Here is a 22,643-nt window from a genome sequence, read left to right as displayed (position 1 = left end):
GCTACCCGACAAGGGTTCGAATTCATGAAGGCAAATCAGGCCCGTTATCCACTTTCCACCATGGCGCGGCTGCTTAAGGTCTCGCGCAGCGGCTTCCATGCGTGGATGAAACGGGGTCCGAGCGCTCATACCGTGAGTGACAAGCTGTTGCTCGCGCAAATCCGTGAGATTCACGCCCGCTCGCAGGGTACCTATGGGATGCCACGAGTGCATGCCACGCTGCTGCGCCGAGGCGTCCACGTCGGGCGCAAGCGCGTGGCGCGTCTGATGCGTGAGGCCGGCCTGCGCGGGGCTTGCCGGCCGCGCTTCATTTGCACCACCCACCGCGCGCCAACAAGCAGACCCGCGCCTGATCTGGTGCAGCGCCACTTCTGTGCCGATGCGCCCAATCAGCTATGGGTCGCCGATGCGACGTACATTCCAACCGCTGCCGGCTTTTACTATCTGGCTGTCGTCCTGGACGTGTACAGCCGGCGCATCGTCGGCTGGGCCATGGGTAGTCATCTGCGCACCGCACTGATGCTGCAAGCGCTGGACATGGCGCTGGCGCAGCGGCATCCCAGCGCAGTGATTCACCACTCGGACCAAGGCTGCCAATACACGTCAGTGGCCTTTGGCCAACGCTGTCGGGATGCGGGCGTGCGCCCCTCCATGGGCTCAGTGGGCGACGCCTACGACAACGCCATGTGTGAGGCCTTCTTCGCCACGCTCGAATGCGAGTTGCTGAACCGCTCGCACTTCGTCACGCACGACGACGCCCGTCAGACATTGTTCACCTGGATCGAGGGCTGGTACAACCTACATCGCCTTCACAGCGCCTTGGGCTATCGCTCACCGCAGGAATTTGAAAAACTATCTGACGGTGTCAAGAATCCGTCGCGACACCGGGCCTACACCGCCCCATCACAAGGAGAAAACCCATCGACATAAAATTCCAATGCGGATCTGTCCGATGAAACGGGGTAACCCCACATCCTGGCCAAAGAGCTGTGCCACCGACAGCGGTGAGGCCACCTACTACGGTCAGCAAGGCGCTCAGTGAGGACCGGCCGCTGGCAATTGCGGCAATCGGTGCAAGCGTGTATGCGCGCATTATTCCACCGCTCGGTCGACATCCTGACGGCGCAATTGTCTTGCTGGACCGCATACCTGGCGTTGACTTGGGATAGATACCCAACCGATAGGCCGACTAATGTCGGCCGCCCGGCGATGTTTTCGGTTCCATCCATCCGTCCCTCAAGACATCGCGAAGCACGTTCGAGGTGCTTTCGGCTGCGGCCGTTGTGCCGCCCGCCCATGCTATCGCTAGGGCTCCAAGAAAGATGTCGCGCCCCGTCATTGTCCGTCGTGCGAGCCCCTCGTCCTGCGCCGCCTTCAGAATTCTCTCGGTCGTTTTGATGACATCACGGCAGGTCGGAGTCAGCGGGGAATCGACCCGGCAAGCCGCCTTGAGAGGCTCAGGCAACCCATCATACGCCTGCATCCAGTCCCCGAGCGCTTCGATCCAAAGCTCAAGCGTGCGACCTGTATCGCCTTCTTCGGCTTCAATCTCAACGCGCCGACGGTCCAGGCGTTCATAGTGAAGGGCCAGCAGCGCGGCCAGTAGAGCGTCTTTACTCGGAAAATGGCGATAGAGCGTCCCAGGCCCGACCCCTGCAAGCTTGGCAATAGCATCCATCGAAACGTCGACTCCGTCACTGCTAAACGCTTGGCTGGCCACGTCAAGAATGCGCACGCGGTTGTGTTGCGCGTCCCTCCGTGAGACTGGTGCAGTTGACGATTGAAGCATATCTGATCTTAACCCCTTGAGCATCGGAGACACTCTCCGTATAATTATTAACATGAAACGGAGACTGCCTCCGTATGGTATCTGGTTAGCCTGCCGAAAAGTCGGCATCTGCGCACAGAACGAGGACATGATGACCAGGCAGATGATTATCGGCATGCATCTCGGCAACGGATACGGCAACCTGCCTGGTGCCTGGCGCGCGGAATCGGTCGACCCCACGAGCTACACGAATTTTGACACAAAGGTGCGGCATGCCCAGGCGGCCGAGCGCGGAAAGCTCCAGTTCCTGTTCCTGCCGGATGGCCCGAGCCATGTCGGCGACATCGAGAATGAGCCACCTCACTTCAACCTTGACGTAATGGTCACGCTGGCGGCCGTCGCGCGCGAAACCGATCGCATTGGCCTAGTCGCCACCGGATCGACCACCTTTAACGAGCCGTTCAACCTCGCACGACAGTTCAAGGCGCTGGATATCATGAGCCATGGACGGGTCGGCTGGAACGCCGTCACCTCGAGCGGCGAGGACGTCGCGGCGAATTACGGTAGCCGCCTGCCGTCCAGTTCGGATCGGTACGGACGGGCGCATGAGACGGTCCAGCTGGTCCAAGCGCTTTGGGGCAGTTGGGGCAAAGATGCATGGGTGCACGATAAGGCAACCGGCCGGTTCGCGAACGCCGAACAGGCTGCTCCCATCAATATGGGCGGCAAGTTCGTCGCTTCGCGCGGGCCCTTGTACATTCCTCCTTCCGAGCAGGGGCAGCCCGTCGTCTTCCACGCCGGGGGCAGTCCGAACGCCCTCGATCTGGCCGGGCGCTACGCTAATGGCGTCATCGGCGCCGCGTTCACAATCGACGACGCGCGGGCGCAGCGCGCCGCGTTCCGTGCAGCGGCGGAACGCGCCGGGCGGGACCCGGATGAGATCAAATTCTTCGCCGGCCTCATGACGACGATTACGGACGACCGGCGGAAAGGTCTCGATCGCCGGACCGCGTTGAGCGGACGAACATTTCGCCAGCGCGCGTCCTATCTCGGACAGATGCTCGGCCTGCGCCTCGATCCCGCACGGCTCGATGAGCCACTATCGTCAGAACAGTTGTCCAAGGCGCGGCCATCACCGCGCGACCCGCGCTCGGCCCATGCCCTGAAGATCGCGCGTGAAGGCTGGACGGTCTGCGACGTGCTCGCGCACGGCGTGATCGATTATCACCCCGTCATCGTCGGACCGGCCACCGAAGTCGCTGACCACATGCAGGAATGGTTCGAGGCAGGCGCCGTTGACGGGTTCTGGGTGTCACCGGACATCTACGATGATGGGATCGGCGCCTTCGTCGAAGGCGTGGTGCCGATCCTCCAGGACCGCGGGCTGTTCCACCGTGATTATGAAGGAGCCACCCTGCGCGATCATCTGGGCGCTCCTGCTCAATATGGCATTGACCCGCGCATCGCGTGGTGAAGGCAATCAAACAACATTTGGCAACCAACATCTGGAAGGAAATGACATGAAGATCGGAATTATCGGCGCGGGAAACATCGGCGGCACAATTGCACGAAAGCTTGCAGGAGCTGGCCACTCGGTGAAGCTGGCTGGCGCGAAAGGACCTGATGACATCCGCGACAAGGCGGCCGAGATCGGCGCCATCCCGGTCGCCGCGCAAGATGCGGTCGAGGACGTCGAGGCGATTATCCTCTCGATTCCGTTCGCGCAGATCCCCAATGTCGCCAGCGTCTTTGGTGACGTGCCGGCCAACGTGGTCGTGATCGACACCTCCAACTATTATCCCTTTCGTGACGGGAACATAGCGGAGGTCGATGAGGGCAAGCCGGAAAGCGTCTGGTCGAGCGAACAGCTCGGTCGGCCGGTTGTCAAGGCGTTCAACGCGCTTCTCGCCGAAACGCTGGCCAATGGCGGCATGCCTGAGGGCACAGCCACCCGGATCGCGATTCCCGTCGCTGGCGATGATGCACATGCCAAGTCGATCGCACGCGAACTTGTGAATGAAACGGGATTCGACACACTGGATGCCGGAGACCTTGCAAGCTCCTGGCGCCAGCAGCCGGGCACGCCCGCCTACTGCACAGAGCTGACGCTGACTGATCTTCAGAGCGCGCTGTCCGCAGCGGACAAGGCTCGCGCGCCCCTTGATCGTGACGCACTGATCAAGAGCTTCATGGAGGAGAAGTCACCCCTCAGCCATGAGCAGATTGTCGCGCGCAACCGCAAGATGACGGCCCCGCGGTGAACTTGCAATCCGAAGGGAGGCAGCGCGTGCCGCCACTCTTCGGTTCGATCTTGAACGGAAAGGAACAGCCATGAGAATTGGAATTCTGGGCTCTGGCCACATCGGGAGAACCCTCGCTGCCGGCGTCGCGCTGAACTCGCGATTTGGCGACATCAACACCGACGATCCAGACCTGACAGCCTTCAAGGCGCGCGGCGGCAAGCTAATCCACGTTCAAGCCATCAACGATGAACTGGTGCCTTATCAGGGGTCCGTCAATTATTACGAGCGCGTGTTGGCGAAGATGGGCGGTCTTCCAAGCGTACATGACTTCTACCGCTTCTACTTGGTCCCCGGCATGGCTCATGGGTCGAGGAACGGCACGGCCAATCCCGATGCGAATCCGCCAGTCATCAGAGGCTACAAAGCCGAGCTTTACACGCTGCTGACGGGCTGGGTAGAGAACGGCGTAACGCCCGGAAATGTCGTGCTCAGGTCTCTCAGCGACAGGCCCGTCGCGAAGAGCCTGCCGATGTGCGCCCTCGCGACGAAAGTCACCCACGTAGGGGGCGACATAATGAAGCCGACAGTTATGCCTGCCGCTAACTCGGCCGAGGCCGCTTACTTCAGATCCTCGCGTTCCCCCGGCGCTTGGTAACGTACTGAATCACAAATCAACAGTGTTGAAGCAAAGGAAAGTCATATGAAAATAGCCATTATCGGAACCGGCCTGATTGGAGCCAATCTCGCTAGGAAATGGGGGGCCGCAGGTCACTCTGTCCGTATCGCCAACGACTTCGATCCCAGTGCGCTTGACAATCTGGCTCGCGAAACCGGTGCGCAGGCAATGCCAGTTGCGAACGTTGTCACGGACGCCGAGGTGGTCGTCACCACGATCCCGCTCCACGCCATACCCTCGCTGCCGAGCGACCTGTTCGACGCCGTCCCCGACGACGTAATTCTGGTCGATACCTCGAACTATTTCCCAGGCCGCGACAGGACCATCCCCGCCATCGAGGAAGGCATGGTGGAAAGCCAGTGGGTTGAGCAGCAGATCGGGCGCCCGGTCATCAAGGCGTTTAACAATCAGCTGGCCTACACCCAGGCGCACGAGGGAAAGCCAGCGGGGACGCCCGGCCGGATCGCCATGTCGGTTTACGGTGACGATGCGGTTGCTAAAAAGACGGTCGTCGGCCTCATCAACGATCTCGGCTTCGACGGGATCGACGCAGGCCCGTTGGCGGAATCCTGGCGGCAGCAGCCGGGCTCGCCCGCCTACTGCACCGAACTGACTGCACCAGAGTTAATGGAGGCGCTCGGCAGGGCCGTCAAGGGTAGATCACCCAAGCTGCGGGATCTCTCACTCAAGCGTCTTGACGCCTTTGGCGAGGGTTTTCTCGCGTCCCTTGCAACGGGCGAGTACACCCTCGGATACACAAGCAAGGACGTCGTGGAGATGTATCGGAGGCTGGAGTTGGAAGAGATCGGATGATGAGATGAGCAGCTGTTAACGGCCAAATTTTACAGCGACGTTAAGCCACAGGACGCAGCCAGCCATCTGCATACCTTTGAGCTAGGTCCTGAAACATCGCACTGGCGTAACCACGCAAATCGCTCCGGCGACGATGGCAATGATCATTTGGCAAACGAACGCCTGCTGAATAGTCTGACGCTGGAGCCGGGCCATTGGGAACGTGCGGTGCGGGAGTCGGGGTATGTGGCCGCGCAACAAACAGTTCGGGTGCAGGGATAGCATGGTCTTACCGATCCTTGTTCCACAAGCATCCGAGCTCGCACCCCATTCGAGCCTGAGCAGAAGCTCCCCGCTGCGCGGCCCCTGAAAGACTGTAGCCGTGATGACCTGATTTGCCAATGGCGTCGCTTTCTCTCCTTGCCGGTGCGAGCCACAAGAAGACGGCGATGCAAGTCCCGCCGCGCCGGGATGCTGGAAACGACCGCCGGCGAAGATTCGAGTGGACTGCTTTACGATAGCGAGCGCTTAACGCGTCTACTGCTGCGCCGCTCTTGGGCAGGCCTGCCGCGGCGTCAGCGGAGACTACTGCGCCAGGGGATTCGCGCCTTCAATCCGGAGAAGCCTGTTATCAAGGTGCCACGGACACAGATCAACGCTACAGCGTGGTTGCGCGCGGCGATGCACTGGAATGGCTGCCGTCATCCCAGCGCGATTTGGTGCAAGCCACTGCATCCGGCGACCGGTGTAGTGCGCTGGCTGAGCGAGTTCGATGTCGTCGAGCAGAACGAGCATCCTCGCGAAATCATGGCACAGCTGGTCGCAAGGGTAGGGTGGAGGCCGCACCTGCCGAATCACCCTGAATGAACTGCTGATGATATCGAGTTGCTCCGAGATGTCCCTCTGGACAGGCTTCGGTCTCGGGCTCGAGAATGCGCTCCTCCCGCTCCAAGTGCTCCGGCAACGGCTTGCGTACCGCTTTCTTCCGGACAGGAGGGGTTGCCTGCGGATCGGCTTCGGTTTCGGCCGCACCTTCCTTGGCCAGCAGATCTTCTAGTCGGCTCTCGAGCTGTTCAATCTGTCGATCCAGCTTCTCGGACTTCTGGCCAAACTGCATCCGCCTCAGCTTTGAGATCTGCAGATTTAGCTGCTCGATCTCCATGGAGCGGACCGCCAAGGCCCGTTCCATGAGTGCGATCGATTCCCGCTGTGCCAACACCAAGGCCTTCAGGGCCTCAATATCGTCGGGAAGGTCGCTGGGGTCGATTGGCATGCGCGGCAGTTTACGCACATGCCGCAAGGTTTACAACACCGACAGTGGCGGCCAGGTGCGCTCGGGCTGCTTCGAGTTAATCCCCTCCAGCAGCATCGACAACTGCGCTTGCGTCAGGTGGATCTTGCCGCTGTCGGCCTGCGGCCAGACGAAACGTCCACGCTCCAGGCGCTTCGAGAGCAAGCAAAGCCCATCGCCCGTTGACCACAACACCTTGATGACATTGCCGCGCCTGCCGCGGAAGACGAAAACATGGCCGGAGAACGGGCTCTCCTGCAGAGTCGCCTCCACCTTCGCGGCGAGCCCGTTGAATCCACAGCGCATGTCGGTCACGCCTGCGGCGATCCAGATGCGTGTTCCCGCCGGCAACCCGATCATGGCGTCAAACGGTCCAGTACCGTACGCAACGTGGTCGCGTCGACTGCCCCTTCAATGCGAATCACCGCTCGGCCCAAATGGATCTCAATGGCGCCGTGCGGCGGCGTCGGCTCGCAAACCGCAGCGGCTGGACTCATTGGCATCGGACCGGGTGGCGAGCTTGGGTGTTCAGCGGTCACCGGCAACAACACCGCAGCTTCCTGGCGCTGCTCCGTTCGATAGTGTCGGCGCCAGGTGAACAGCATGTTCGCGTTGATGCCGTGCTCGCGCGCCAATTTCGATACCGAGACACCCGGCTCACACGCAGCGGCTGCCAACCGCCGCTTGAATTCCTCGCTGTGGTTCGGCCGGCCTTTGCGACTGCCGGCAATTGCTACTTCCTGTGACTGTGACAAAGTAGTTCCCATCACTATTTGATGGGAACTACTTTGGCGCCACTCTACTGAATGGTAAAGACGGTGCTGGCGACTCGCTGGCCATGAACCACGACTGATGGGCGATGCAAGTACTGAGCTACGGCAGCGGGGCGAGGTTGTTGAGCGACATCCTGCATGAAGTGGATCGTCGAGACGGGCGGCGACAAAGCAAGGGAAAACACCAATCCCGGACATCTTCTTAAAGGTGATATGTTCTGCTAACATATTAGTAACATATATCAACTCGAAGAATTTGCCAGATGGCACAGGAGACCTCATGATCAATCGACGGACTTTTTTGCGCGGGGCACTGGGCGGTGCAGCATTGGCCCTTGGGGCTCCGGCCATCGCACAAGGCCGGCCACTGCGCCTTGGATTACTCGCACCACGATCAGGAGTCGGGGCGTTTCTGGGTGAGGACAGCATCCGGGCCGTGAGATGGGGGGCGGATCGCATCAATCGGTCCGGCGGCATCGCGGGCAGAAGAGTGGAGCTCGTCGTCCAGGAAGAGACGACACCAAAGGACACCATCGAGCGCTTCCGGCACCTCGTGCTCCAGGAAAAAGTCGATGCCGTGCATGGCCTCATCTCCACGGGTGTCACCCTGGCCGTCGCGCCTGTTGCCGAGGATGAGCGCGTTCTCCTGCAGTGCTGGGATGGCACGACCCAGAACGGTGTTCAGGAGTCGATGCCGAAATCGCGCTTCGTGTTTCGTTCCACCGACAACGAGTGCGAAGCGGTGATGGCCGCACTCATGGTCATAAAGCACTACAAGGGCAAGTTTGTCACCGTGGCGGGCATCAACCCGGACTATTCCTATGGCCGCAACTGCTGGGATACGTTCAAGGCGCTGCTCGAAAGGTTCGGGATCAAGGCCAAGGTCGTATCTGAGCAGTGGGTCAAGGTCGGCGCCACGGACCTCACGACCAACGTGGCTGCGCTGAATGCGTCCAAGCCCGATCTGATCTTCACCTCGCTCTTTCTCTCGGACTTGCCGATCTTCCTGCGCCAGGCGTCCGCCTCCGGATTGCGATCCATCATTGCCTCGACCGTGGCAGGAGGGCAGATCAATGACCTGAGAAGCAGTTTCGTCCCGGAAGGTACCGTGCTGGGGCACAACACCTTCTTCTTTGCCTTGCCGGGGGCATCCGAGCTGCAGAAGACCTTTGTTTCGGAGTACCAGGCGCGCTACAAGGCTGTGCCGACCTCATCGGCGGACCGTGCGTACTTCAACCTGATGGCCTACAAGGCTGGCGTCGAGAAGGCCGCCAAAGCCACTGGCCGGTGGCCAAAGACGGACGAGATCGCGGAATCGATTGTGGGCGCCGAAGTCGAAAGTTTTGGCGGACGTGGACGATACCGGGCTGACAAGATTGCCGAGCAGATGTTCAACCAGGGCTTGGCCAAACACCAGAGTGACTATCCGTACCCGCTGCTGTCGGATATCACGGTGGTGTTCTCCGACAGACTGCAAAAGCCCGCAGGCGCGGACTACTGGCAGTGGATCAAGAGCGCTGATTTCCGCATCTGATCTTCCGCCACCCGAGCAGCGCCGCTGCGGGTTTCTCGCGGCGCACGGCGTCGCGGATCACCAGAACGTCGTGGTCTTGGCGCGGCACCTTCTACAGGGGCATCCCTATCGGTCCGCCCCTCCATCCCGGAGCAAAGCCGTTGTGCAATATTTGAATCTCATTCTGGCAGGCCTGTTCCAGGCGGCCGTACTGTTTCTCGTGGCCTGCGGGTTGCAGTTGATATTTGGTGTTCAGAAGATCGTCAATCTTGCTTGCGGCTCTTTCTATGCCCTTGGCGCCTTCTTCGCGATCACTGTTGTTAGCATCGTGCAGCAATGGCAACTGCCAGCGCTGCTGCTGATCCCTGTGTTGGTCCTTGCGGGCTTGGCGATCGGGTTGGTCGGCGCACCCTTGGAACTGCTGCTGCGCCCGGTCTATCGGCGCGACCCCAGCTATCAGTTGCTGCTGACGTTCGGCCTAGTGCTGATGTTCCAGGATGTGTTCCGGTTCTTCTGGGGAGCAGCGCCGCGCTCGATGGATACGGCATTGTACGGTGCGTATGGAACGCTTGAGACTCAAGCCGTCAGCATTCCCATCTACAACCTGCTCGTGATTCTGGCCAGCATTGCCATTGCGCTGATACTGGGCCTGACACTCAAGCGCAGTCGGGTCGGCCGGATCGTGCGCGCTACCGCCGAGAACAGGGACATGACAGAAGCATTGGGAGTGAACGCCTCGCGAGTCTTCACACTTGTGTTCACCGTAGGCTGCATCCTGGGAACGGTCGGCGGCGCGCTAATCGTCCCGACTTCGGCGGCCTCACTGACGATGGCGGCCGAACTCGTCGTTGACGCCTTTGCCGTCGTGGTGATTGGCGGCCTGGGGAGCATGGCCGGAGCCGTAGCAGGCGCGGTCATCGTCGGCCTGATGCGGACGGTCGCTGTGACGTTCGCCTCTGAAGTCGAGATTCTCTCCATCTATCTCGTTGTCGTGGCCGTTCTGCTGTTCCGCCCCAAGGGCCTGTTCGGAAAGGAGGCTGTATGAGCGCGTTGCCCGAGACGCTTCCGGCCTCGACGCCGGCGGCACGACCACTCTTGCTTGGCGGTGTTGGTCCATTGGTGATTCTCCTGGTGGGCTTGGCTGTGTCGCCGGTCTTGCTGAGTGCCTATGCCACCGTCACCCTCATGCCGGTGATTGCCTACGGCATTGCAGTACTGGGAATGAACATTCTGTTCGGATACACAGGAATGCTGTCCTTCGGACACGCCATGTTCCTCGCGATCGGTGCCTACTGCGCGGCCGTGGCGACTCAACACGGAATCTTGTCGTTCGAGTGGATTCTCCTGGTTGCCTCGGGAGTGGGCGCATCCATCGCGCTTATCGTTGGCGCCCTGTGCGTGAGGTTTACCCACATCTTTTTTGGCGTACTGACATTGGCCATCGGGATGCTCCTGCACTCCTTCCTGTTCAAGTTCTATGACCTCACCGGCGGCGACCAAGGCATGCGCGTGCTGCGGCCGACGCTGCTCGGGCAGACATGGGACATGAGCGCCACACAGTTTCTCAGCGGGCCGTTCTACTACTACTGTCTGGTCGTGTATGTGGTGTTCGTCCTGGTGACCTATCGCATGATCAAGTCTCCTGTCGGACTGCATCTGCAAGCCATCCGGGACAACGAGAACAAGGCGCGATATCTCGGGGTGCATGTGTATCGCCTGCGACTCGGCGCCTTTGTCCTGTCAGGCATGCTGGGTTCCATTGGTGGGGCTATGCTCGGAGTCTCGACCGGCCTTGCCGACCCGGAGCTGGCGTACTGGACCCAATCGGGAAATCTCATCTTCATGCTCGTCCTTGGTGGGGCCGGCACATTCTCAGGCCCGGGCGTCGGCGCGCTCATCTTCGTCCTGCTCCAGGACATCGCGGCCTCCGAAACCCAGTATTGGCGATTCCTGCTGGGCGCCACGCTGACGGTTCTCGTTCTCGCACTTCCGGATGGCTTGCTCGGAACCCTCTCGAAGTACCGCGGACCCGGCAAGAACCCAGGAGCACAGCCATGAATATGATACTTAGTGCTCAAAATGTTTCCAAGGCCTACGGCTCGTACCAGGCGTTAAGGGACGTCTCGTTGAACATTGGCGATACTGAGTTCGTCTCGATTGTCGGTCCCAACGGCGCAGGCAAGACGACGCTAGTCAATGTCCTGACTGGACTGTCCAGGCCCACGAGCGGATCCGTGCATTTCAGCGGCCGGAGCATCGCCGGAATTGGCCCTGTCAGGCTGGCAGCCATGGGCATGGCCCGCTCATTCCAGCTCGTGAATGTCTTTCCCAGCCTTTCCGTCTGGGAATCGATAGCCGTGGCAGTTTCATCACGGCTGGGCAAGGCGCGCAATCCGTTCGCCACGCTCTTCAAAAGCCGTCAAATAGATGACGAAGTCCAGCGGGTCGCGGCCACTTTCGGGTTGTCTCAGAAGTTGACGACAACGACCGGCGAACTTTCCCAGGGAGAGAAGAAGCTGCTCGATATCGCAAGCGCCTTCGCGTTGCGTCCCAGGGCCATCCTGATGGACGAACCAACCTCCGGCGTGGCCAGCGCCGACAAATACGACATCATGGAATTGCTCGTCAAGGCGGCGCGCCTGCAAGGGGTCGGTACGATCATCCAAGTCGAGCATGATATGACCCTTGTCGCAAGGTACTCCCACCGCATCGTGGCGCTTCAGGAAGGGCGAGTGATCGGAGACATGACGCCAGATGCCTTCTTCAAAGACCCGCTCATGCTGGAGGCCGTCATCGGACCGGCGCACAGCAAGCAGGCTCAATCCGCCGGGGAGACGCTGCTATGCTGAACGTCGTTGATCTGTGCGTAGAAATCCAGGGCAGCCGGATTCTGCGGGGTGTCAATCTTGAAGTGAAGCCTGGTGAGCTGGTGTGCCTTCTGGGGCGCAACGGCGCCGGCAAGACCACCACGTTCCGGACGCTGATGGGCTACCTCCGCCCGGTCTCGGGCCACCTGCGGTGGCATGATCAAGATCTGGCGAAGCTGGCCACTTGGCAGGTCGCGCAGCAGGGCATCGGCTTCTCGCCCGAGGAATCCGAGGTCTATGCCGACCTGACGGTTGAGGAAAACATCGAACTCCCGACCTGGACCCGCACGCGCGGGCGTTCCGCCGCCGAGCGCATCGCAGAGGCCTACCGGATCTTCCCCAAGCTCGAGCGATATCGAAAACGCGGCGGCGCCGAACTCTCTGGCGGTGAGCGAAAAATGGTGTCGATTGCACGCGCGCTCGCTCTCGATGCGGAGTTGTTGCTGCTCGACGAGCCATTCGAAGGGCTGTCGCCAGCCATCATTCCGCAGGTAGCGGAAGGGGTCGCGGCGATCCGCCAATCCGGAAAGGCCATCGTGATGGCGGAATCCAACTTGCATCACGTGCCTGAATACATTGACAAACTCTTCGTCATTGAACGAGGGGAAATCATCTATTCAGGCTCACTCGAGAATGCGCTTGCGAGCCCGGATGTGATGAGCGTGATCGCCGGAGCAGTGGAACTGTAGTGCACATCACAACAAGGAGTAGCTATGAAAACCTACACAGGTGATCGAACCATCGATGGCGTCAAGGTGCATGTTGATGGCAGGCCGCTGCCCGACAAGGCAGATATTCAACGCTATACGGACATGGGATTCGAATGGGGCTACGAAGGGCAGGAACCCAGGCAGCTGGCCTTCGCGCTGCTTTTCGACCATACGGACAACGCCGGGCTGGCCCGCTCATCCTCGGAAGCCTTCATGCGAGCCATGGTGGCGAACCTTTCGAACGAATGGCATCTGACTTCGGAAAGCATCGAGGAGTTCCTGCGCATCGCCTGTAGTTGAGTCGGCACTGGCGATTCGCGATCAATTTGCCCCTGAATTTCAGCTTTTCAACCCGATTTCCACGAAGGTAATCATGGAACTTCAACACAGCTGTATGAGCGACAGACAACGTCGCTATCGCAAGGAATACAGGTATCGCGTGGCAGGGTGGTACCACGGATGGCTGCATCTGATGATCATCGCGATGAGTGGTATCGCGGCCATCTACATCTACACGTCCAATCTCGTGAGTGTGCAATGGCGGGATTGGCTGGCTCTGCCGTTGGGGTTCCTTTCCTATCAGCTCGCTGAATATCTTCTGCACACACAAACAATGCACAGGCCGCGCAAGAGTCCCATGCTGAGGGCACTCTATATCCGGCACACCCTCATGCATCACCAGTTCTTCACGGAGCAGGAGATGCGATTTGCGGATCACCGCGACTGGCGCGTGACATTCTTTCCCCCGTTCACCATGATCGTGTTGACGCTGCTGTCGCTCGCGCCCTCACTGACCGCCGGCCTCATCATTTCTCCCAACTTTGGATGGCTTCTGATGACTGCCCTGACGGGCAGCTATATGTTCTACGAGGTCGTTCACTTCTGCTGCCACGTCGAGGACAACTGGCTGATCCGCAATCTGCCCATCATCAATACCGCGCGAAGGCATCACCAGGCGCACCATGACCAAGCATTGATGATGGAAGTCAACATGGGAATCGGTACGCCCATTTTCGATTGGCTGCTCGGAACCTCCGACCTGGATCGCGGCTTCTTCGGTCATCTGTTCAATGGGTACAGCAGCAAGTACCTGAAGAAGAATCTGCGCCGGACGTCTCGCACACCCAAGCCGGGCAACGTCAAGATTCCCGAGTCGCGCACGGACGCCCATTGAAACCGAATCGTCACCCCAGGAGTCCACGATGCCGTTCAAGTTCAAATTCATTCTCTCGATTCTGATTTTCGGCGTGTTCGCGCTGACCGGCCAGTACGAACTCTCGCACGACCTGTCCCGGCCGGCTTATGTCGCCTTCTTCCTTGCGGTGTTCATGGTGCTGTCGATCTGGATTTTCCCGGATGTCAGCCGGGACGCTCCCGAAAGGGAGGGCGGAACGCAGTAGGAAACCGCGATGTTCCGGGCAAAGTTATGTTGTGCCGGCGGTCTTGGTTCCGTGCGCGCAGAGCACGGAGCCGAGCGCTTCCGTACGCACGTGCCGCCGTCACTTTTCGATCGTCTCGCGAGAAAAGCTCTCGATGTAGTCGATCAGGCGATCCGACGCGGCCGCAGCATCCGCCGGCTTGCCCTGGCTTATGGCTTTCGCGATCTTTGCATGAAGCTTGGCGGCCAATGGAAGGTCGCCCGTGCGGCGATAGTGTTCAAACCAGAAACGCCGGGACAGGCCACGCATCAATGACATCGTCTTGACAATGAATTCGTTTCGCGCTGCGTCCCACATCCGCTCGTCCAGTTCACGGTCAAGCTGGGAAAACAGCTTCTCATCATGCTCTGCGGCGGCTTGGGTCAATCCAGCTTCAATGTTGGCGAACTTGGCCCTCTCCTCCACGGTGGCTCTCTCGGCAGCAAGCCGAGCCAGCAAACGCTGAACTTCACGCCGCAGTTCCAGCAAGCGCAGTTGGGTCAGGATGTTTGTTTCGGAAACGAACACCCCGCGCTTGGGAACGATGGATACCAGTCCCTCCATGGCGAGTCGTTGCAATGCCTCGCGAATGGGGGTTCGGCCGATCTCCAGGGATTCAGACAGGCTGCTTTCAGACAAAGCCATGCCGGGCGGTAATTGGAGCGTGATGATCAGTTCCTCGATGGCTTTGTAGGCTTGCTCGGCGAGCGATGGCGCTTGCATGCGCTTTGCCATCTTGGTGGTCCGCTGCCTGCTGAGTTCGCCTGGTCCGGCGTCGGTCGTAAGTCCGCGCGTGCTGGCTGCCTTGTTGGATGTCCGTCGCATAGCCCTCTGATTGTTCGCGATGGCGAGGCATCGATGCTCGCCCAGGTTGAGTGTTGAAGCTGTGTAGGGTTGATATGTTAGCTGAATGGCTTTCGCCCGTGGCCCTGCCGTGGACATGTCCGACGGCAAAATCGTTTCCATTCGCCAATACGAAGAGGTTCATCGCGGGTATAGTTTTGCATGCCGCTAATATATATGTACAATATTAGACATGCACAAATAGCTGCCCTGACGGGGTGGCATCAACATTGGAGACAAGCATGCGGTTCAAGGACAAGACTGTTTTTGTGACTGGCGCTGCCGGTGGCATTGGTGAAGTGACGGCGAGGATGTTCGCCGCCGAGGGTGCTCGCGTCGTGCTCGCGGACTTGTTGGAGGATGAGGGCGTCGCAGTGACGCAGGCCATCAATGAAACGGGCGGGGACGCGTCTTTCGTCAAGCTCGATGTGTCGAGCGAAACGGACTGGAGGCACGCGATAGCGTCCGCGGAAAAGGTCTTTGGGGCCGTGCATGTCGTTGTCAGCAATGCCGGCATCAGCGGAATGGTGCCGGACCATGAAAATGTTGACTACATGGACCGGCTGACGTCGGTGCACATTCGTGGGACCTTCCTGGCGATTCGGCATGGGGCGAAAGCGATTGTTCGGGCCGGTGGCGGATCGATCGTGACGGTGTCGTCGGTTGCGGCCTACTGCGGTTTGCCCGGCCTTCACATGGGCTATGCCGCGGTCAAGGCGGGCGTGCTTGGAATGACCCGGTGCGCAGCCGGTGAGTATGCAAGATCGGGTGTGCGCGTCAATGCGATTGTGCCGGGGCTGTTGCCGCCGATGAGAACGTCCGTGGTCTCCGCGGATCCGGCCATGCGGAAGAAGTTCTTCGAGACCGTGCCGCTCGGTGGCACTGGAGGCAGAGAGGATGCCGCCAATGCCATTCTGTTTCTCGCATCGGATGCGGCCGCCTATGTCACCGGTGCCGAAGTCCTTCTGGATGGCGGTTTCCTCGCCTACCGATGCTGAGGCCGGCCATGCCTGTCTTCGTGGGAGTGCATGGTGCCTGGTCCGGCGGGTGGGCGTGGTGGCGGATGCATTCGCTTTTCCTCGGCAAGGGCATCCGCTTCGTAATGCCGACCTGTACCGGCTTGGGGGAGAGGGCGCACTTGCTGAATCCTGGCATTGACCTGAACACGCACATCGAAGATATCGTTCAGGTCATCGAACACGAAGATCTATCCGATGTCGTGCTCGTTGGACACAGCTATGGCGGGATGGTTGCGACTGGCGTTGCTGCGCGGGTGGCCAATCGGATCCGGCGGCTGATTTACGTCGATGCGCTGCTTCCGGAGCCCGGCGAGTGTGCGCTCGACCTCTTGCCACGGGTACAGAGTCGGGGCGTGCTGGAAGCCGCGCAGCAGAAGGGATTCGGGTGGCTGATTCCACCCACGCCCATGCCCGAGGACACGCCCACGCGTGATCTCGACCTCGCAGCGACGCGACGAGGGCCTCAGCCCTTGCACACGTTCACATCCGCACTGCCGGCGAGGGACCATGCGAGCCGTCTCCCGGCCACGTATGTCTACTGCACACGGATCGGTCTGTACGACAGCTTCGGCAGTTCTGCCGCACGCGCCCGCAGCCATTCCGGCTGGTCGTTTCACGAGCTGAATGCAACGCACAACCCGCACATCACGATGCCTGAGCGCCTCGTCGAACTTCTGACGCAGGACATCGAACGCAGCAGCAGTCCCTCGAGCTGAGGACGCTGGCGACAAGACGTTTCTCTGGCGCCGCACCACATCCCTGGCGGGATGCGGTGATGAGTGCTCGTGCTTACCGACATTCTTTTCACACAAGGAGCGTGTTCCATGCTCGGTTTGATGCAAGTTCGTCCGCTTTTGATTTCCAACCTGATCCACTTTGCTGAGCGCCACCATGGTGAAGCCGAAATCGTCTCTCGCCGCGTTGAGGGCGATATCCACCGCTGCACCTGGGTCGACGTCGCACGGCGCGCGCGCTGCGTGGCCAACGCGCTCGACGCCGATAAGCTGGCATTCTCCGATCGGGTGGCCACGCTGGCCTGGAATGGCTACCGCCACCTGGAGCTCTTCTACGGCGTCTCGGGCTCGGGCCGCGTGCTGCACACCATCAACCCGCGCCTGCACCCCGACCAGATCGCCTGGATCATCAACCACGCCGAGGACCAGGTGCTGGCCTTCGACACCAACTTCCTGCCGCTAGTGCAGGCCGTGCATACCCAGTGCCCCACGGTGAAGAAGTGGGTGGCGCTGGCCGACGCAGACAAGCTGCCGCAGGACACCGGCATTCCGAACCTCGTGAGCTACGAAGCCTGGATCGCGGGGCAAGCTGACACCTACGACTGGCCCGAGTTCGACGAGAATTCCGCCTCCAGCATGTGCTACACCAGCGGTACCACCGGCAATCCGAAAGGGGTGCTGTACAGCCACCGCTCGACCACGCTGCACGCTCTCGCAGCAACGCTGCCGGACGCGATGAATCTGTCGGCCCGCGAATCGGTGCTGCCAGTGGTACCGATGTTCCACGTCAGCGCCTGGGGGCTTCCATATTCCGCGGCCCTGGCGGGCTGCAAGCTTGTGTTTCCAGGCCCGGCACAGGATGGCAAGTCCATCCATGGGTTGATCGAGGCCGAGAAGGTTACATTCGCCGCTGGCGTGCCGACCGTCTGGCAGATGCTGCTGGCGCATACGCAGGGCAATGGCCTGAAGTTCAGCACTCTCAAGCGGACGATGATCGGCGGCTCGGCCTGCCCGCCAGCCATGATCAATGCCTTCCGCGATCAATATGGCGTGGACGTACTGCATGCGTGGGGCATGACGGAGACAAGTCCCCTGGGCACGCTGTGCATGCTGAAGGAAAAGCATCTGAGTCTGGAAACTGAAGCGCAACTGGCGATCCGGCTCAAGCAGGGGCGCGCATTGTCAGGGTTGGACATGAAGATTGTGGACACCGACGGCAAGGAATTGCCCTGGGACGGTGAGACCTATGGGGATCTCCTGGTCAAGGGGCCGTGGGTGATCAAAGCGTACTTCAAGAGCGAAGGCGGCGATCCGTTGGTGGACGGATGGTTTCCTACTGGCGACGTAGCCACGATCGATGCGGACGGTTTCATGCAGATCACTGACCGCAGCAAGGACTTGATCAAATCTGGCGGCGAGTGGATCAGTTCCATCGACATCGAGAACATCGCCGTGGCGCACCCGGCCGTGGCCATTGCCGCGTGCATCAGCGCTCACCACCCGAAGTGGGAAGAGCGGCCGATTATCGCTGTGGTCAAGAAGCCTGGCGCAGAGGTCACGCGCGAGGAACTGCTCGCGTTCTACGAGGGCAAGACGGCCAAGTGGCAGATCCCGGACGATGTGGTGTTTATGGAAAGCATCCCGATCGGTGCGACTGGCAAGATCCTGAAGATGCGCCTGCGTGAACAACTCGCCGACTACCGACTGACAACTACTGAGGCCTGATAGCTAGACCAGACTTGGTATGCCGCAGCCGTGTTCGCTCAGGTGCTACGGCTGCAGGCAGAAGACACCCATGCGCGTCGCCTCGCGAGCGCGAATTGACCACACTGCAGAAACCGGAGGAGCCGCGAGGCTTAACCCTGAACGGGACTCGGTGGTGGTCATGGCGTCACAGACAAAAGAAATACAGCCCTTGGCTGCATGACTGAGGCGACAACTACCTTGAGTGCGCCGGGAGACCGGCAAGGAGTAAAGGGTGAAAGTCCCTAACAGCAAAGAACTAGCGAATCATGCTGGCCCCGAGTCATGCGTAGCGCACCGCGAGGTACGTTGCGAAGCGTTGACAGGGGTGCGTGCAGGCCAGCCATTGAGCCACGATAGAGTTGATATCCCGGGTGCCGACGCTGTTCAAGGCGCGGAAGGCAACACGGAAGGGTGCGTAAGCGCGAGCTCCCTGACGATCCGGCGTGGTCGGAGACCCTGGCATGTACGTACGCTCCTTGCACGGGAACCGGGAGATCTCTCGTCTGGCCAGTCGCAGCACAGGGCTGGTCCGTATCGGGAAGGCGAGGAGCCATAGCCGATGATGAACGGACGAGATCACCAGGCGCGTAGGTTCGCCGCCGGTATGGGAATCGATTACGGTCAGTGTGTTCATGACGCCAATCGTAGGCGGCCCTATGGCGAACGTCTAGCCCGAACGCAAGCCGCAGCCGCGTATCCCGATCTGCGGCTGCGGAATGTCCCGCTTGGACCTGTGGCCGTATTCGGTGCATCGAACTTTCCGTTGGCGTTTTCGGTTGCCGGCGGCGATACGGCGTCTGCCTTGGCCGCCGGTTGTCCAGTCATCGTAAAGGCGCATTCTGCCCATCCTGGCACGTCTGAGCTCGTTGGACGCGCGATACAGAAGGCCGCGCAAGACCACGGCTTACCAGAAGGGGTGTTTTCGCTGCTGTTCGACACAGGCCGCGAAATCGGCCAAGCGCTGGTGACTGACCCCCGCATCAAAGCCGTTGGCTTCACCGGGTCGCGTGCTGGCGGCACGGCGTTGATGAAGATCGCCCAGGCACGGCCAGAGCCGATTCCGGTCTATGCCGAGATGAGTTCCATCAATCCGGTCATAATGCTGCCGGGTGCGCTGTCGCAGCGAGCCGATGCTATCGCAGCGCAGTTTGTCGCATCTCTGACCCTAGGTGTGGGTCAATTCTGCACAAATCCTGGCTTGGTGCTGGCGGTAGACGGCGACGGTCTGCAGAATTTCGAGCGTGCGGCCGCGCCAGCACTGTCTCAGGTTCCCGCCGCGAACATGCTTCCAGCGTGTCCACCGCCTTGGCGTACAACTCGTTCATCAATGTCGGCGCAATAATGCCGATAGAACGCGTTCGGCCTGACCGAAGGACTCGCGCGGCGGCGGACGGCACAAAGTCGAGACTGGCCATAGCCTTCTGCACGCGCTGGAGCGTTCCGGGCCGCAGCAACTCGGGTGCGGACAGCGCACGCGACACTGTGGCGGATGACACGCCGGCGAGTAGGGCGACCTGCTTCACATTGACCATATCAGACCGTGGGAGCGCTGGCTTCCGCCAGGATTTCTTCTCGTCGCCCAATGTCGGGCAGGACAGGGGCATGGCACTTAATTTTACATGCCTCGCCTGGGCTTGACGTGCCCACGTCCGGATCCGCCACATCAGTCTAGCCGCACCTTCGCTGCGTCTGCCACGCGCTTCCATTTCGCCAACTCGGCGTGCAGAAAGGCATCGAACGCTTCTGGCGTGCCGCCTGTGATCTCTGCGCCCTGTGCTGTCAGCTTTTCGCGAACCTCGGGCACTTGCAGCGCCTTGTTGAATTCCGCATTCATCCTAGCAATGATTGTGGATGGCGTGCCGTGCGGTACCATGAAGCCGCCCCATGAAACTGCCTCGAATCCGCTAATTCCCAAGGCCTCGTCCACGGTGGGTACGTCAGGCAACGAGGGCAGGCGCTTTTTGCTAGTGACAGCCAATGCCCGAAGCTTGCCGCTCTTGACCTGTGGCATACCCGCAAGCGCGGTCGGCAATGCGATGCTGATCTGCTGCCCGAGCACATCGGTCAGTGCCGGTGCGTCACCCTTGTAGGGCACGTGGGACATCGTGACGGCCGCCATGGTATTCAGCAGTTCGCCAGCCAGGTGGCTCCCGGCACCGTTGCCGGCGGAGCCAAACGTGACCTGACCTGGTTTCTCTCTCGCCATGGCGATCAATTGCCTGAGATCCCTGACCGGAGAGCCGGCCGCCGTGACAATGATCAGCGGCACCTTGGTCAGCAGCACTACCGGGGCAAAGTCCTTGACGGTATCGTACGGAAGCTTTGCATAGACGGCTGGATTGATGGCATTCGGGCCAAGGTTGGCCATCAACACCGTATAGCCGTCTGGCTGCGCCTTTGCCACGACTTCGTTGGCGATAATGCCGTTGGCGCCCGGCCGGTTCTCGACAACCACAGACTCTCCCCAAGCCTGGCTGACTTTGGCACTCAGCAGCCGTGCCGTGATATCGGAAGCACCGCCTGGTGGATAGGGCAGGACGACTCGAATGGACTGCGCGGGCCAATCCTTGGCAAGGGCCGGCCGCCATCCACACAATGCCATCACGCAAAGCGCCGCGATTCCCAATTGTCGTAGACAACGGTGCATGGTATGTCTCCTCTATTGTTGTATGAATCCTAGGCCCAGTACCAGGGCAAGACTGATGGCGCAGAGCTTCGGAGGACGGAAGGAAAGAGGGCGGAAAATGGCTGGCATCGGAAGGCTGCGGGCTGAGTCATGAACGTTGGAATGAGTATCGGTGCGGGTGCCTTCTTGCCGTTATCCGGATTCTGCAAAGAATGCGAAATCGGGCGCCTGGGCGGACGGACGCGGAAGGCACACGTGAGGATCATGACCAGCCGTCTACGCAACTTCCTGAAGCTGGCGAGTTCATTCTGTGCGAAACCCGGCGCAAGCCATATTGCGCAGTTTCGCAGCCGGGATTACCCCGCTGCCCGGCTAATTGCCGTCGGCCGCCTGCGTGCCGGCCCCAAAGCGCAGGCGCAGGCTCCGGTTGGCATCCAGCAGCGAACCGTCCGCCACTTCCACCACGCGGTGCAGGTAGGCTTCGCTTACTTCGAGCAGCGCCCCATACAGGGTGTGGCACAAGCCGCGCGCGGTGCGGCCGGGCCAGTCTTGCGCAGCATCGCTTCGGGCAGGTTGGGGTCGCGCAGCAGCACGTGCCCGATTGTTGATCGGTCGGCAAGCGATCCAGGCTCAGCAAGAGCCAGCGGCTGTATGGACGCCCCCGGTTTGCCAAGCGCTGCGCGAGGTCGATGGCTAAAAGGTAGATTGCAGCCATGTATCCGGATTTCGTTCGGGCTCATGCCCGCGGTCCCTGATGGAATCCGCTGACCGACGCCCCATCAACCAAGTGAACTCGGAGTTCGTTGTACCAGTCGGGCTCTGCCGGTCACGGTCTGACCTGTCCTGCCATCAATCTGCGTGTTGCCTGAGCAATCTTTGGGGGGTGTGGAAGTTCTCCGGGGTCAGGTTGGTTGGATGCGTATTGGTCTGCCGTCGCTAAGCGGCTGTGCCGGCCGTTGCTGGCGAGAAGCCTGATTCGTACTCCCGGTCGCATGCAAGCAGCGCCCAGACGATTCGTGCGTTCTTGTTCGCCAGAGCGACGGCAGCGACGTTGAGGTTCCGTCGCTCCAGGAGCTTCTGCAGCCATGGATTGCTGTGCTGATCCGGCTTGCTCCGAAACGCCGTCACTGCGGATCGTGCCCCGTGGATGAGCAAGGTTCTCAGATAGGTGTCGCCACGCTTGCTGATGCCGAGTAGGGTCGTCTTGCCTCCGCTGGACGACTGGGCGGGTACGAGGCCCATCCAGGCCGCGAGTTGCCCGTTCTTAGAGTTCTTGGCGTCCCCGACCGTAGCCACGAGCGCGCTCGCTGTAATCGGGCCGATGCCGGGGATCTTCTCAAGCTTGCGACTTGCTTCGCTGTTGCGGTGCGATGCCTTGATCTGGGCCTCGAGCTCGCCGACCTGGGTATCGAGTTCCTTGAGGTGATCGAGCAGGCGCTCGATCAACAGCCGGAAGCTGCCTGGCAGCTCATTGCTGGCGTCTTCGATGAGTTCGCGCACACGGCCGAGAACGTGCCGATGCTGTGACGGGTGGGGGCGTCCATCCCATTAACCAACGACGGTCCCATTCCAGTCTGGCGGACCAGACCCCGGATGAGGCATACTTCGCAACGCTGCCAGCGCT

The 22,643-nt window shown here is 60.5% G+C and carries 22 protein-coding genes and 4 pseudogenes; 17 read left to right on the top strand and 9 right to left on the bottom strand.

Going from position 1 to position 22,643, the window contains the following annotated elements; all coding sequences use genetic code 11:
• Positions 1-930: IS3 family transposase (locus AC1Q6V_RS29365; RefSeq protein ID WP_492344610.1), on the top strand; the 930-nt coding region annotated here is incomplete at its 5' end.
• Positions 931-1,189: 259 nt separating this feature from the next.
• Here AC1Q6V_RS29365 and AC1Q6V_RS29360 read toward each other — a convergent pair.
• A complete protein-coding gene (locus AC1Q6V_RS29360) occupies positions 1,190-1,789 on the bottom strand; it encodes a TetR/AcrR family transcriptional regulator (protein WP_284494975.1) in 600 nt (199 codons plus the stop codon).
• A 127-nt stretch (positions 1,790-1,916) separates the two neighbouring features.
• Between AC1Q6V_RS29360 and AC1Q6V_RS29355 the strand changes: the two genes are divergently transcribed.
• The 4 genes from AC1Q6V_RS29355 to AC1Q6V_RS29340 all read left to right on the top strand — a co-directional run bounded on the left by AC1Q6V_RS29355 (position 1,917) and on the right by AC1Q6V_RS29340 (position 5,500).
• Entirely contained in the window at positions 1,917-3,242 is a 1,326-nt protein-coding gene (locus AC1Q6V_RS29355; protein WP_284494974.1) for an NtaA/DmoA family FMN-dependent monooxygenase, read from the top strand.
• 46 nt (positions 3,243-3,288) lie between these two features.
• The gene (locus AC1Q6V_RS29350; protein WP_284494973.1) at positions 3,289-4,029 is read left to right on the top strand and encodes an NADPH-dependent F420 reductase; all 741 of its coding nucleotides are present in this window, start codon (positions 3,289-3,291) and stop codon (positions 4,027-4,029) included.
• 70 nt (positions 4,030-4,099) lie between these two features.
• The gene (locus AC1Q6V_RS29345; RefSeq protein WP_284494972.1) at positions 4,100-4,666 is read left to right on the top strand and encodes a tannase/feruloyl esterase family alpha/beta hydrolase; all 567 of its coding nucleotides are present in this window, start codon (positions 4,100-4,102) and stop codon (positions 4,664-4,666) included.
• Between the two features lie 45 nt (positions 4,667-4,711).
• A complete protein-coding gene (locus tag AC1Q6V_RS29340) occupies positions 4,712-5,500 on the top strand; it encodes an NADPH-dependent F420 reductase (RefSeq protein ID WP_284494971.1) in 789 nt (262 codons plus the stop codon).
• An 819-nt stretch (positions 5,501-6,319) separates the two neighbouring features.
• Here the strand turns inward: AC1Q6V_RS29340 and AC1Q6V_RS29335 are convergent.
• The 3 genes and pseudogenes from AC1Q6V_RS29335 to tnpA all read right to left on the bottom strand — a co-directional run.
• Positions 6,320-6,752, bottom strand: a pseudogene (locus AC1Q6V_RS29335) (IS66 family transposase); the annotation flags it as partial.
• Positions 6,753-6,782: 30 nt separating this feature from the next.
• Positions 6,783-7,130, bottom strand: coding sequence for an IS66 family insertion sequence element accessory protein TnpB (gene tnpB / locus AC1Q6V_RS29330; RefSeq protein WP_284494970.1), 348 nt, complete (start codon positions 7,128-7,130; stop codon positions 6,783-6,785).
• A complete protein-coding gene (gene tnpA / locus AC1Q6V_RS29325; protein WP_284494969.1) occupies positions 7,127-7,537 on the bottom strand; it encodes an IS66-like element accessory protein TnpA in 411 nt (136 codons plus the stop codon). The genes tnpB and tnpA overlap by 4 nt, the downstream gene beginning before the upstream one ends.
• A gap of 286 nt (positions 7,538-7,823) precedes the next feature.
• Here tnpA and AC1Q6V_RS29320 point away from each other — a divergent pair, with 286 nt between their 5' ends.
• The 8 genes from AC1Q6V_RS29320 (at position 7,824) to AC1Q6V_RS29285 (ending at position 14,033) form a co-directional block, all read left to right on the top strand.
• Positions 7,824-9,077 carry an ABC transporter substrate-binding protein gene (locus AC1Q6V_RS29320; RefSeq protein WP_284494968.1) on the top strand — a complete coding sequence of 418 codons (1,254 nt, stop codon included), beginning with the start codon at positions 7,824-7,826 and terminating at the stop codon, positions 9,075-9,077.
• A 142-nt stretch (positions 9,078-9,219) separates the two neighbouring features.
• Positions 9,220-10,101, top strand: a complete 882-nt coding sequence (locus tag AC1Q6V_RS29315) for a branched-chain amino acid ABC transporter permease (RefSeq protein ID WP_492344612.1) — start codon at positions 9,220-9,222, stop codon at positions 10,099-10,101.
• On the top strand, positions 10,098-11,114 hold the full coding sequence (locus AC1Q6V_RS29310) for a branched-chain amino acid ABC transporter permease (protein ID WP_284494967.1): 1,017 nt from the start codon (positions 10,098-10,100) through the stop codon (positions 11,112-11,114). Before AC1Q6V_RS29315 ends, AC1Q6V_RS29310 begins: the two co-directional genes overlap by 4 nt.
• Positions 11,111-11,905: an ABC transporter ATP-binding protein gene (locus AC1Q6V_RS29305; protein WP_284494966.1), complete on the top strand. Its 795-nt coding sequence runs from the start codon at positions 11,111-11,113 to the stop codon at positions 11,903-11,905. Before AC1Q6V_RS29310 ends, AC1Q6V_RS29305 begins: the two co-directional genes overlap by 4 nt.
• Positions 11,899-12,612, top strand: coding sequence for an ABC transporter ATP-binding protein (locus AC1Q6V_RS29300; protein WP_284494965.1), 714 nt, complete (start codon positions 11,899-11,901; stop codon positions 12,610-12,612). Before AC1Q6V_RS29305 ends, AC1Q6V_RS29300 begins: the two co-directional genes overlap by 7 nt.
• 24 nt (positions 12,613-12,636) lie before the next feature.
• Entirely contained in the window at positions 12,637-12,933 is a 297-nt protein-coding gene (locus AC1Q6V_RS29295) for a DUF6166 domain-containing protein (RefSeq protein WP_284494964.1), read from the top strand.
• Positions 12,934-13,006: 73 nt separating this feature from the next.
• A complete protein-coding gene (locus tag AC1Q6V_RS29290; protein WP_492344613.1) occupies positions 13,007-13,807 on the top strand; it encodes a sterol desaturase family protein in 801 nt (266 codons plus the stop codon).
• A 28-nt stretch (positions 13,808-13,835) separates the two neighbouring features.
• A complete protein-coding gene (locus AC1Q6V_RS29285; RefSeq protein WP_017511339.1) occupies positions 13,836-14,033 on the top strand; it encodes a hypothetical protein in 198 nt (65 codons plus the stop codon).
• A 99-nt stretch (positions 14,034-14,132) separates the two neighbouring features.
• Here the strand turns inward: AC1Q6V_RS29285 and AC1Q6V_RS29280 are convergent, their stop codons facing one another.
• A complete protein-coding gene (locus AC1Q6V_RS29280) occupies positions 14,133-14,786 on the bottom strand; it encodes a GntR family transcriptional regulator (RefSeq protein ID WP_284494962.1) in 654 nt (217 codons plus the stop codon).
• Positions 14,787-15,136: 350 nt separating this feature from the next.
• Here AC1Q6V_RS29280 and AC1Q6V_RS29275 point away from each other — a divergent pair, with 350 nt between their 5' ends.
• The 4 genes and pseudogenes from AC1Q6V_RS29275 to AC1Q6V_RS29260 all read left to right on the top strand — a co-directional run.
• Positions 15,137-15,892, top strand: coding sequence for an SDR family NAD(P)-dependent oxidoreductase (locus AC1Q6V_RS29275; RefSeq protein WP_284494961.1), 756 nt, complete (start codon positions 15,137-15,139; stop codon positions 15,890-15,892).
• A gap of 8 nt (positions 15,893-15,900) precedes the next feature.
• Positions 15,901-16,629, top strand: a complete 729-nt coding sequence (locus AC1Q6V_RS29270) for an alpha/beta fold hydrolase (RefSeq protein ID WP_284494960.1) — start codon at positions 15,901-15,903, stop codon at positions 16,627-16,629.
• Positions 16,630-16,737: 108 nt separating this feature from the next.
• A complete protein-coding gene (locus AC1Q6V_RS29265; protein WP_284494959.1) occupies positions 16,738-18,372 on the top strand; it encodes a 3-(methylthio)propionyl-CoA ligase in 1,635 nt (544 codons plus the stop codon).
• Positions 18,373-19,067: 695 nt separating this feature from the next.
• Positions 19,068-19,681 (top strand): annotated as a pseudogene (locus tag AC1Q6V_RS29260) (aldehyde dehydrogenase family protein); the annotation flags it as partial.
• Between the two features lie 112 nt (positions 19,682-19,793).
• Here the strand turns inward: AC1Q6V_RS29260 and AC1Q6V_RS29255 are convergent.
• The 4 genes and pseudogenes from AC1Q6V_RS29255 to AC1Q6V_RS29240 all read right to left on the bottom strand — a co-directional run.
• Positions 19,794-19,925 (bottom strand): annotated as a pseudogene (locus AC1Q6V_RS29255) (LacI family DNA-binding transcriptional regulator); the annotation flags it as partial.
• A gap of 131 nt (positions 19,926-20,056) precedes the next feature.
• A complete protein-coding gene (locus AC1Q6V_RS29250; protein ID WP_284494958.1) occupies positions 20,057-21,040 on the bottom strand; it encodes a Bug family tripartite tricarboxylate transporter substrate binding protein in 984 nt (327 codons plus the stop codon).
• A 351-nt stretch (positions 21,041-21,391) separates the two neighbouring features.
• Positions 21,392-21,541 carry a hypothetical protein gene (locus tag AC1Q6V_RS29245; protein WP_284494957.1) on the bottom strand — a complete coding sequence of 50 codons (150 nt, stop codon included), beginning with the start codon at positions 21,539-21,541 and terminating at the stop codon, positions 21,392-21,394.
• 414 nt (positions 21,542-21,955) lie between these two features.
• Positions 21,956-22,549: pseudogene (locus AC1Q6V_RS29240) on the bottom strand (IS110 family RNA-guided transposase); the annotation flags it as partial.
• Between the last annotated feature and the right edge of the window lie 94 nt (positions 22,550-22,643).

The organism is Cupriavidus sp. GW823-FHT07B10 (assembly GCF_058794355.1).
The sequence above is the reverse complement of the archived record's forward strand: the minus strand, read 5'-3'. Positions and strand labels throughout refer to the sequence as shown.

Bases quoted from the DNA above. Each gene is read 5' to 3' on its own strand.
- AC1Q6V_RS29360 (WP_284494975.1), bottom strand. From the start codon at position 1,789: ATGCTTCAATCGTCAACTGCACCAGTCTCACGGAGGGACGCGCAACAC.
- AC1Q6V_RS29350 (WP_284494973.1), top strand. From the start codon at position 3,289: ATGAAGATCGGAATTATCGGCGCGGGAAACATCGGCGGCACAATTGCA.
- AC1Q6V_RS29285 (WP_017511339.1), top strand. From the start codon at position 13,836: ATGCCGTTCAAGTTCAAATTCATTCTCTCGATTCTGATTTTCGGCGTG.
- AC1Q6V_RS29305 (WP_284494966.1), top strand. From the start codon at position 11,111: ATGAATATGATACTTAGTGCTCAAAATGTTTCCAAGGCCTACGGCTCG.
- AC1Q6V_RS29320 (WP_284494968.1), top strand. From the start codon at position 7,824: ATGATCAATCGACGGACTTTTTTGCGCGGGGCACTGGGCGGTGCAGCA.
- AC1Q6V_RS29295 (WP_284494964.1), top strand. From the start codon at position 12,637: ATGAAAACCTACACAGGTGATCGAACCATCGATGGCGTCAAGGTGCAT.
- AC1Q6V_RS29270 (WP_284494960.1), top strand. From the start codon at position 15,901: ATGCCTGTCTTCGTGGGAGTGCATGGTGCCTGGTCCGGCGGGTGGGCG.
- AC1Q6V_RS29340 (WP_284494971.1), top strand. From the start codon at position 4,712: ATGAAAATAGCCATTATCGGAACCGGCCTGATTGGAGCCAATCTCGCT.
- AC1Q6V_RS29355 (WP_284494974.1), top strand. From the start codon at position 1,917: ATGATGACCAGGCAGATGATTATCGGCATGCATCTCGGCAACGGATAC.
- AC1Q6V_RS29275 (WP_284494961.1), top strand. From the start codon at position 15,137: ATGCGGTTCAAGGACAAGACTGTTTTTGTGACTGGCGCTGCCGGTGGC.
- AC1Q6V_RS29265 (WP_284494959.1), top strand. From the start codon at position 16,738: ATGCTCGGTTTGATGCAAGTTCGTCCGCTTTTGATTTCCAACCTGATC.
- AC1Q6V_RS29310 (WP_284494967.1), top strand. From the start codon at position 10,098: ATGAGCGCGTTGCCCGAGACGCTTCCGGCCTCGACGCCGGCGGCACGA.
- AC1Q6V_RS29290 (WP_492344613.1), top strand. From the start codon at position 13,007: ATGGAACTTCAACACAGCTGTATGAGCGACAGACAACGTCGCTATCGC.
- AC1Q6V_RS29345 (WP_284494972.1), top strand. From the start codon at position 4,100: ATGAGAATTGGAATTCTGGGCTCTGGCCACATCGGGAGAACCCTCGCT.
- AC1Q6V_RS29300 (WP_284494965.1), top strand. From the start codon at position 11,899: ATGCTGAACGTCGTTGATCTGTGCGTAGAAATCCAGGGCAGCCGGATT.
- tnpB (WP_284494970.1), bottom strand. From the start codon at position 7,130: ATGATCGGGTTGCCGGCGGGAACACGCATCTGGATCGCCGCAGGCGTG.
- AC1Q6V_RS29280 (WP_284494962.1), bottom strand. From the start codon at position 14,786: ATGGCAAAGCGCATGCAAGCGCCATCGCTCGCCGAGCAAGCCTACAAA.
- AC1Q6V_RS29250 (WP_284494958.1), bottom strand. From the start codon at position 21,040: ATGCACCGTTGTCTACGACAATTGGGAATCGCGGCGCTTTGCGTGATG.
- tnpA (WP_284494969.1), bottom strand. From the start codon at position 7,537: ATGGGAACTACTTTGTCACAGTCACAGGAAGTAGCAATTGCCGGCAGT.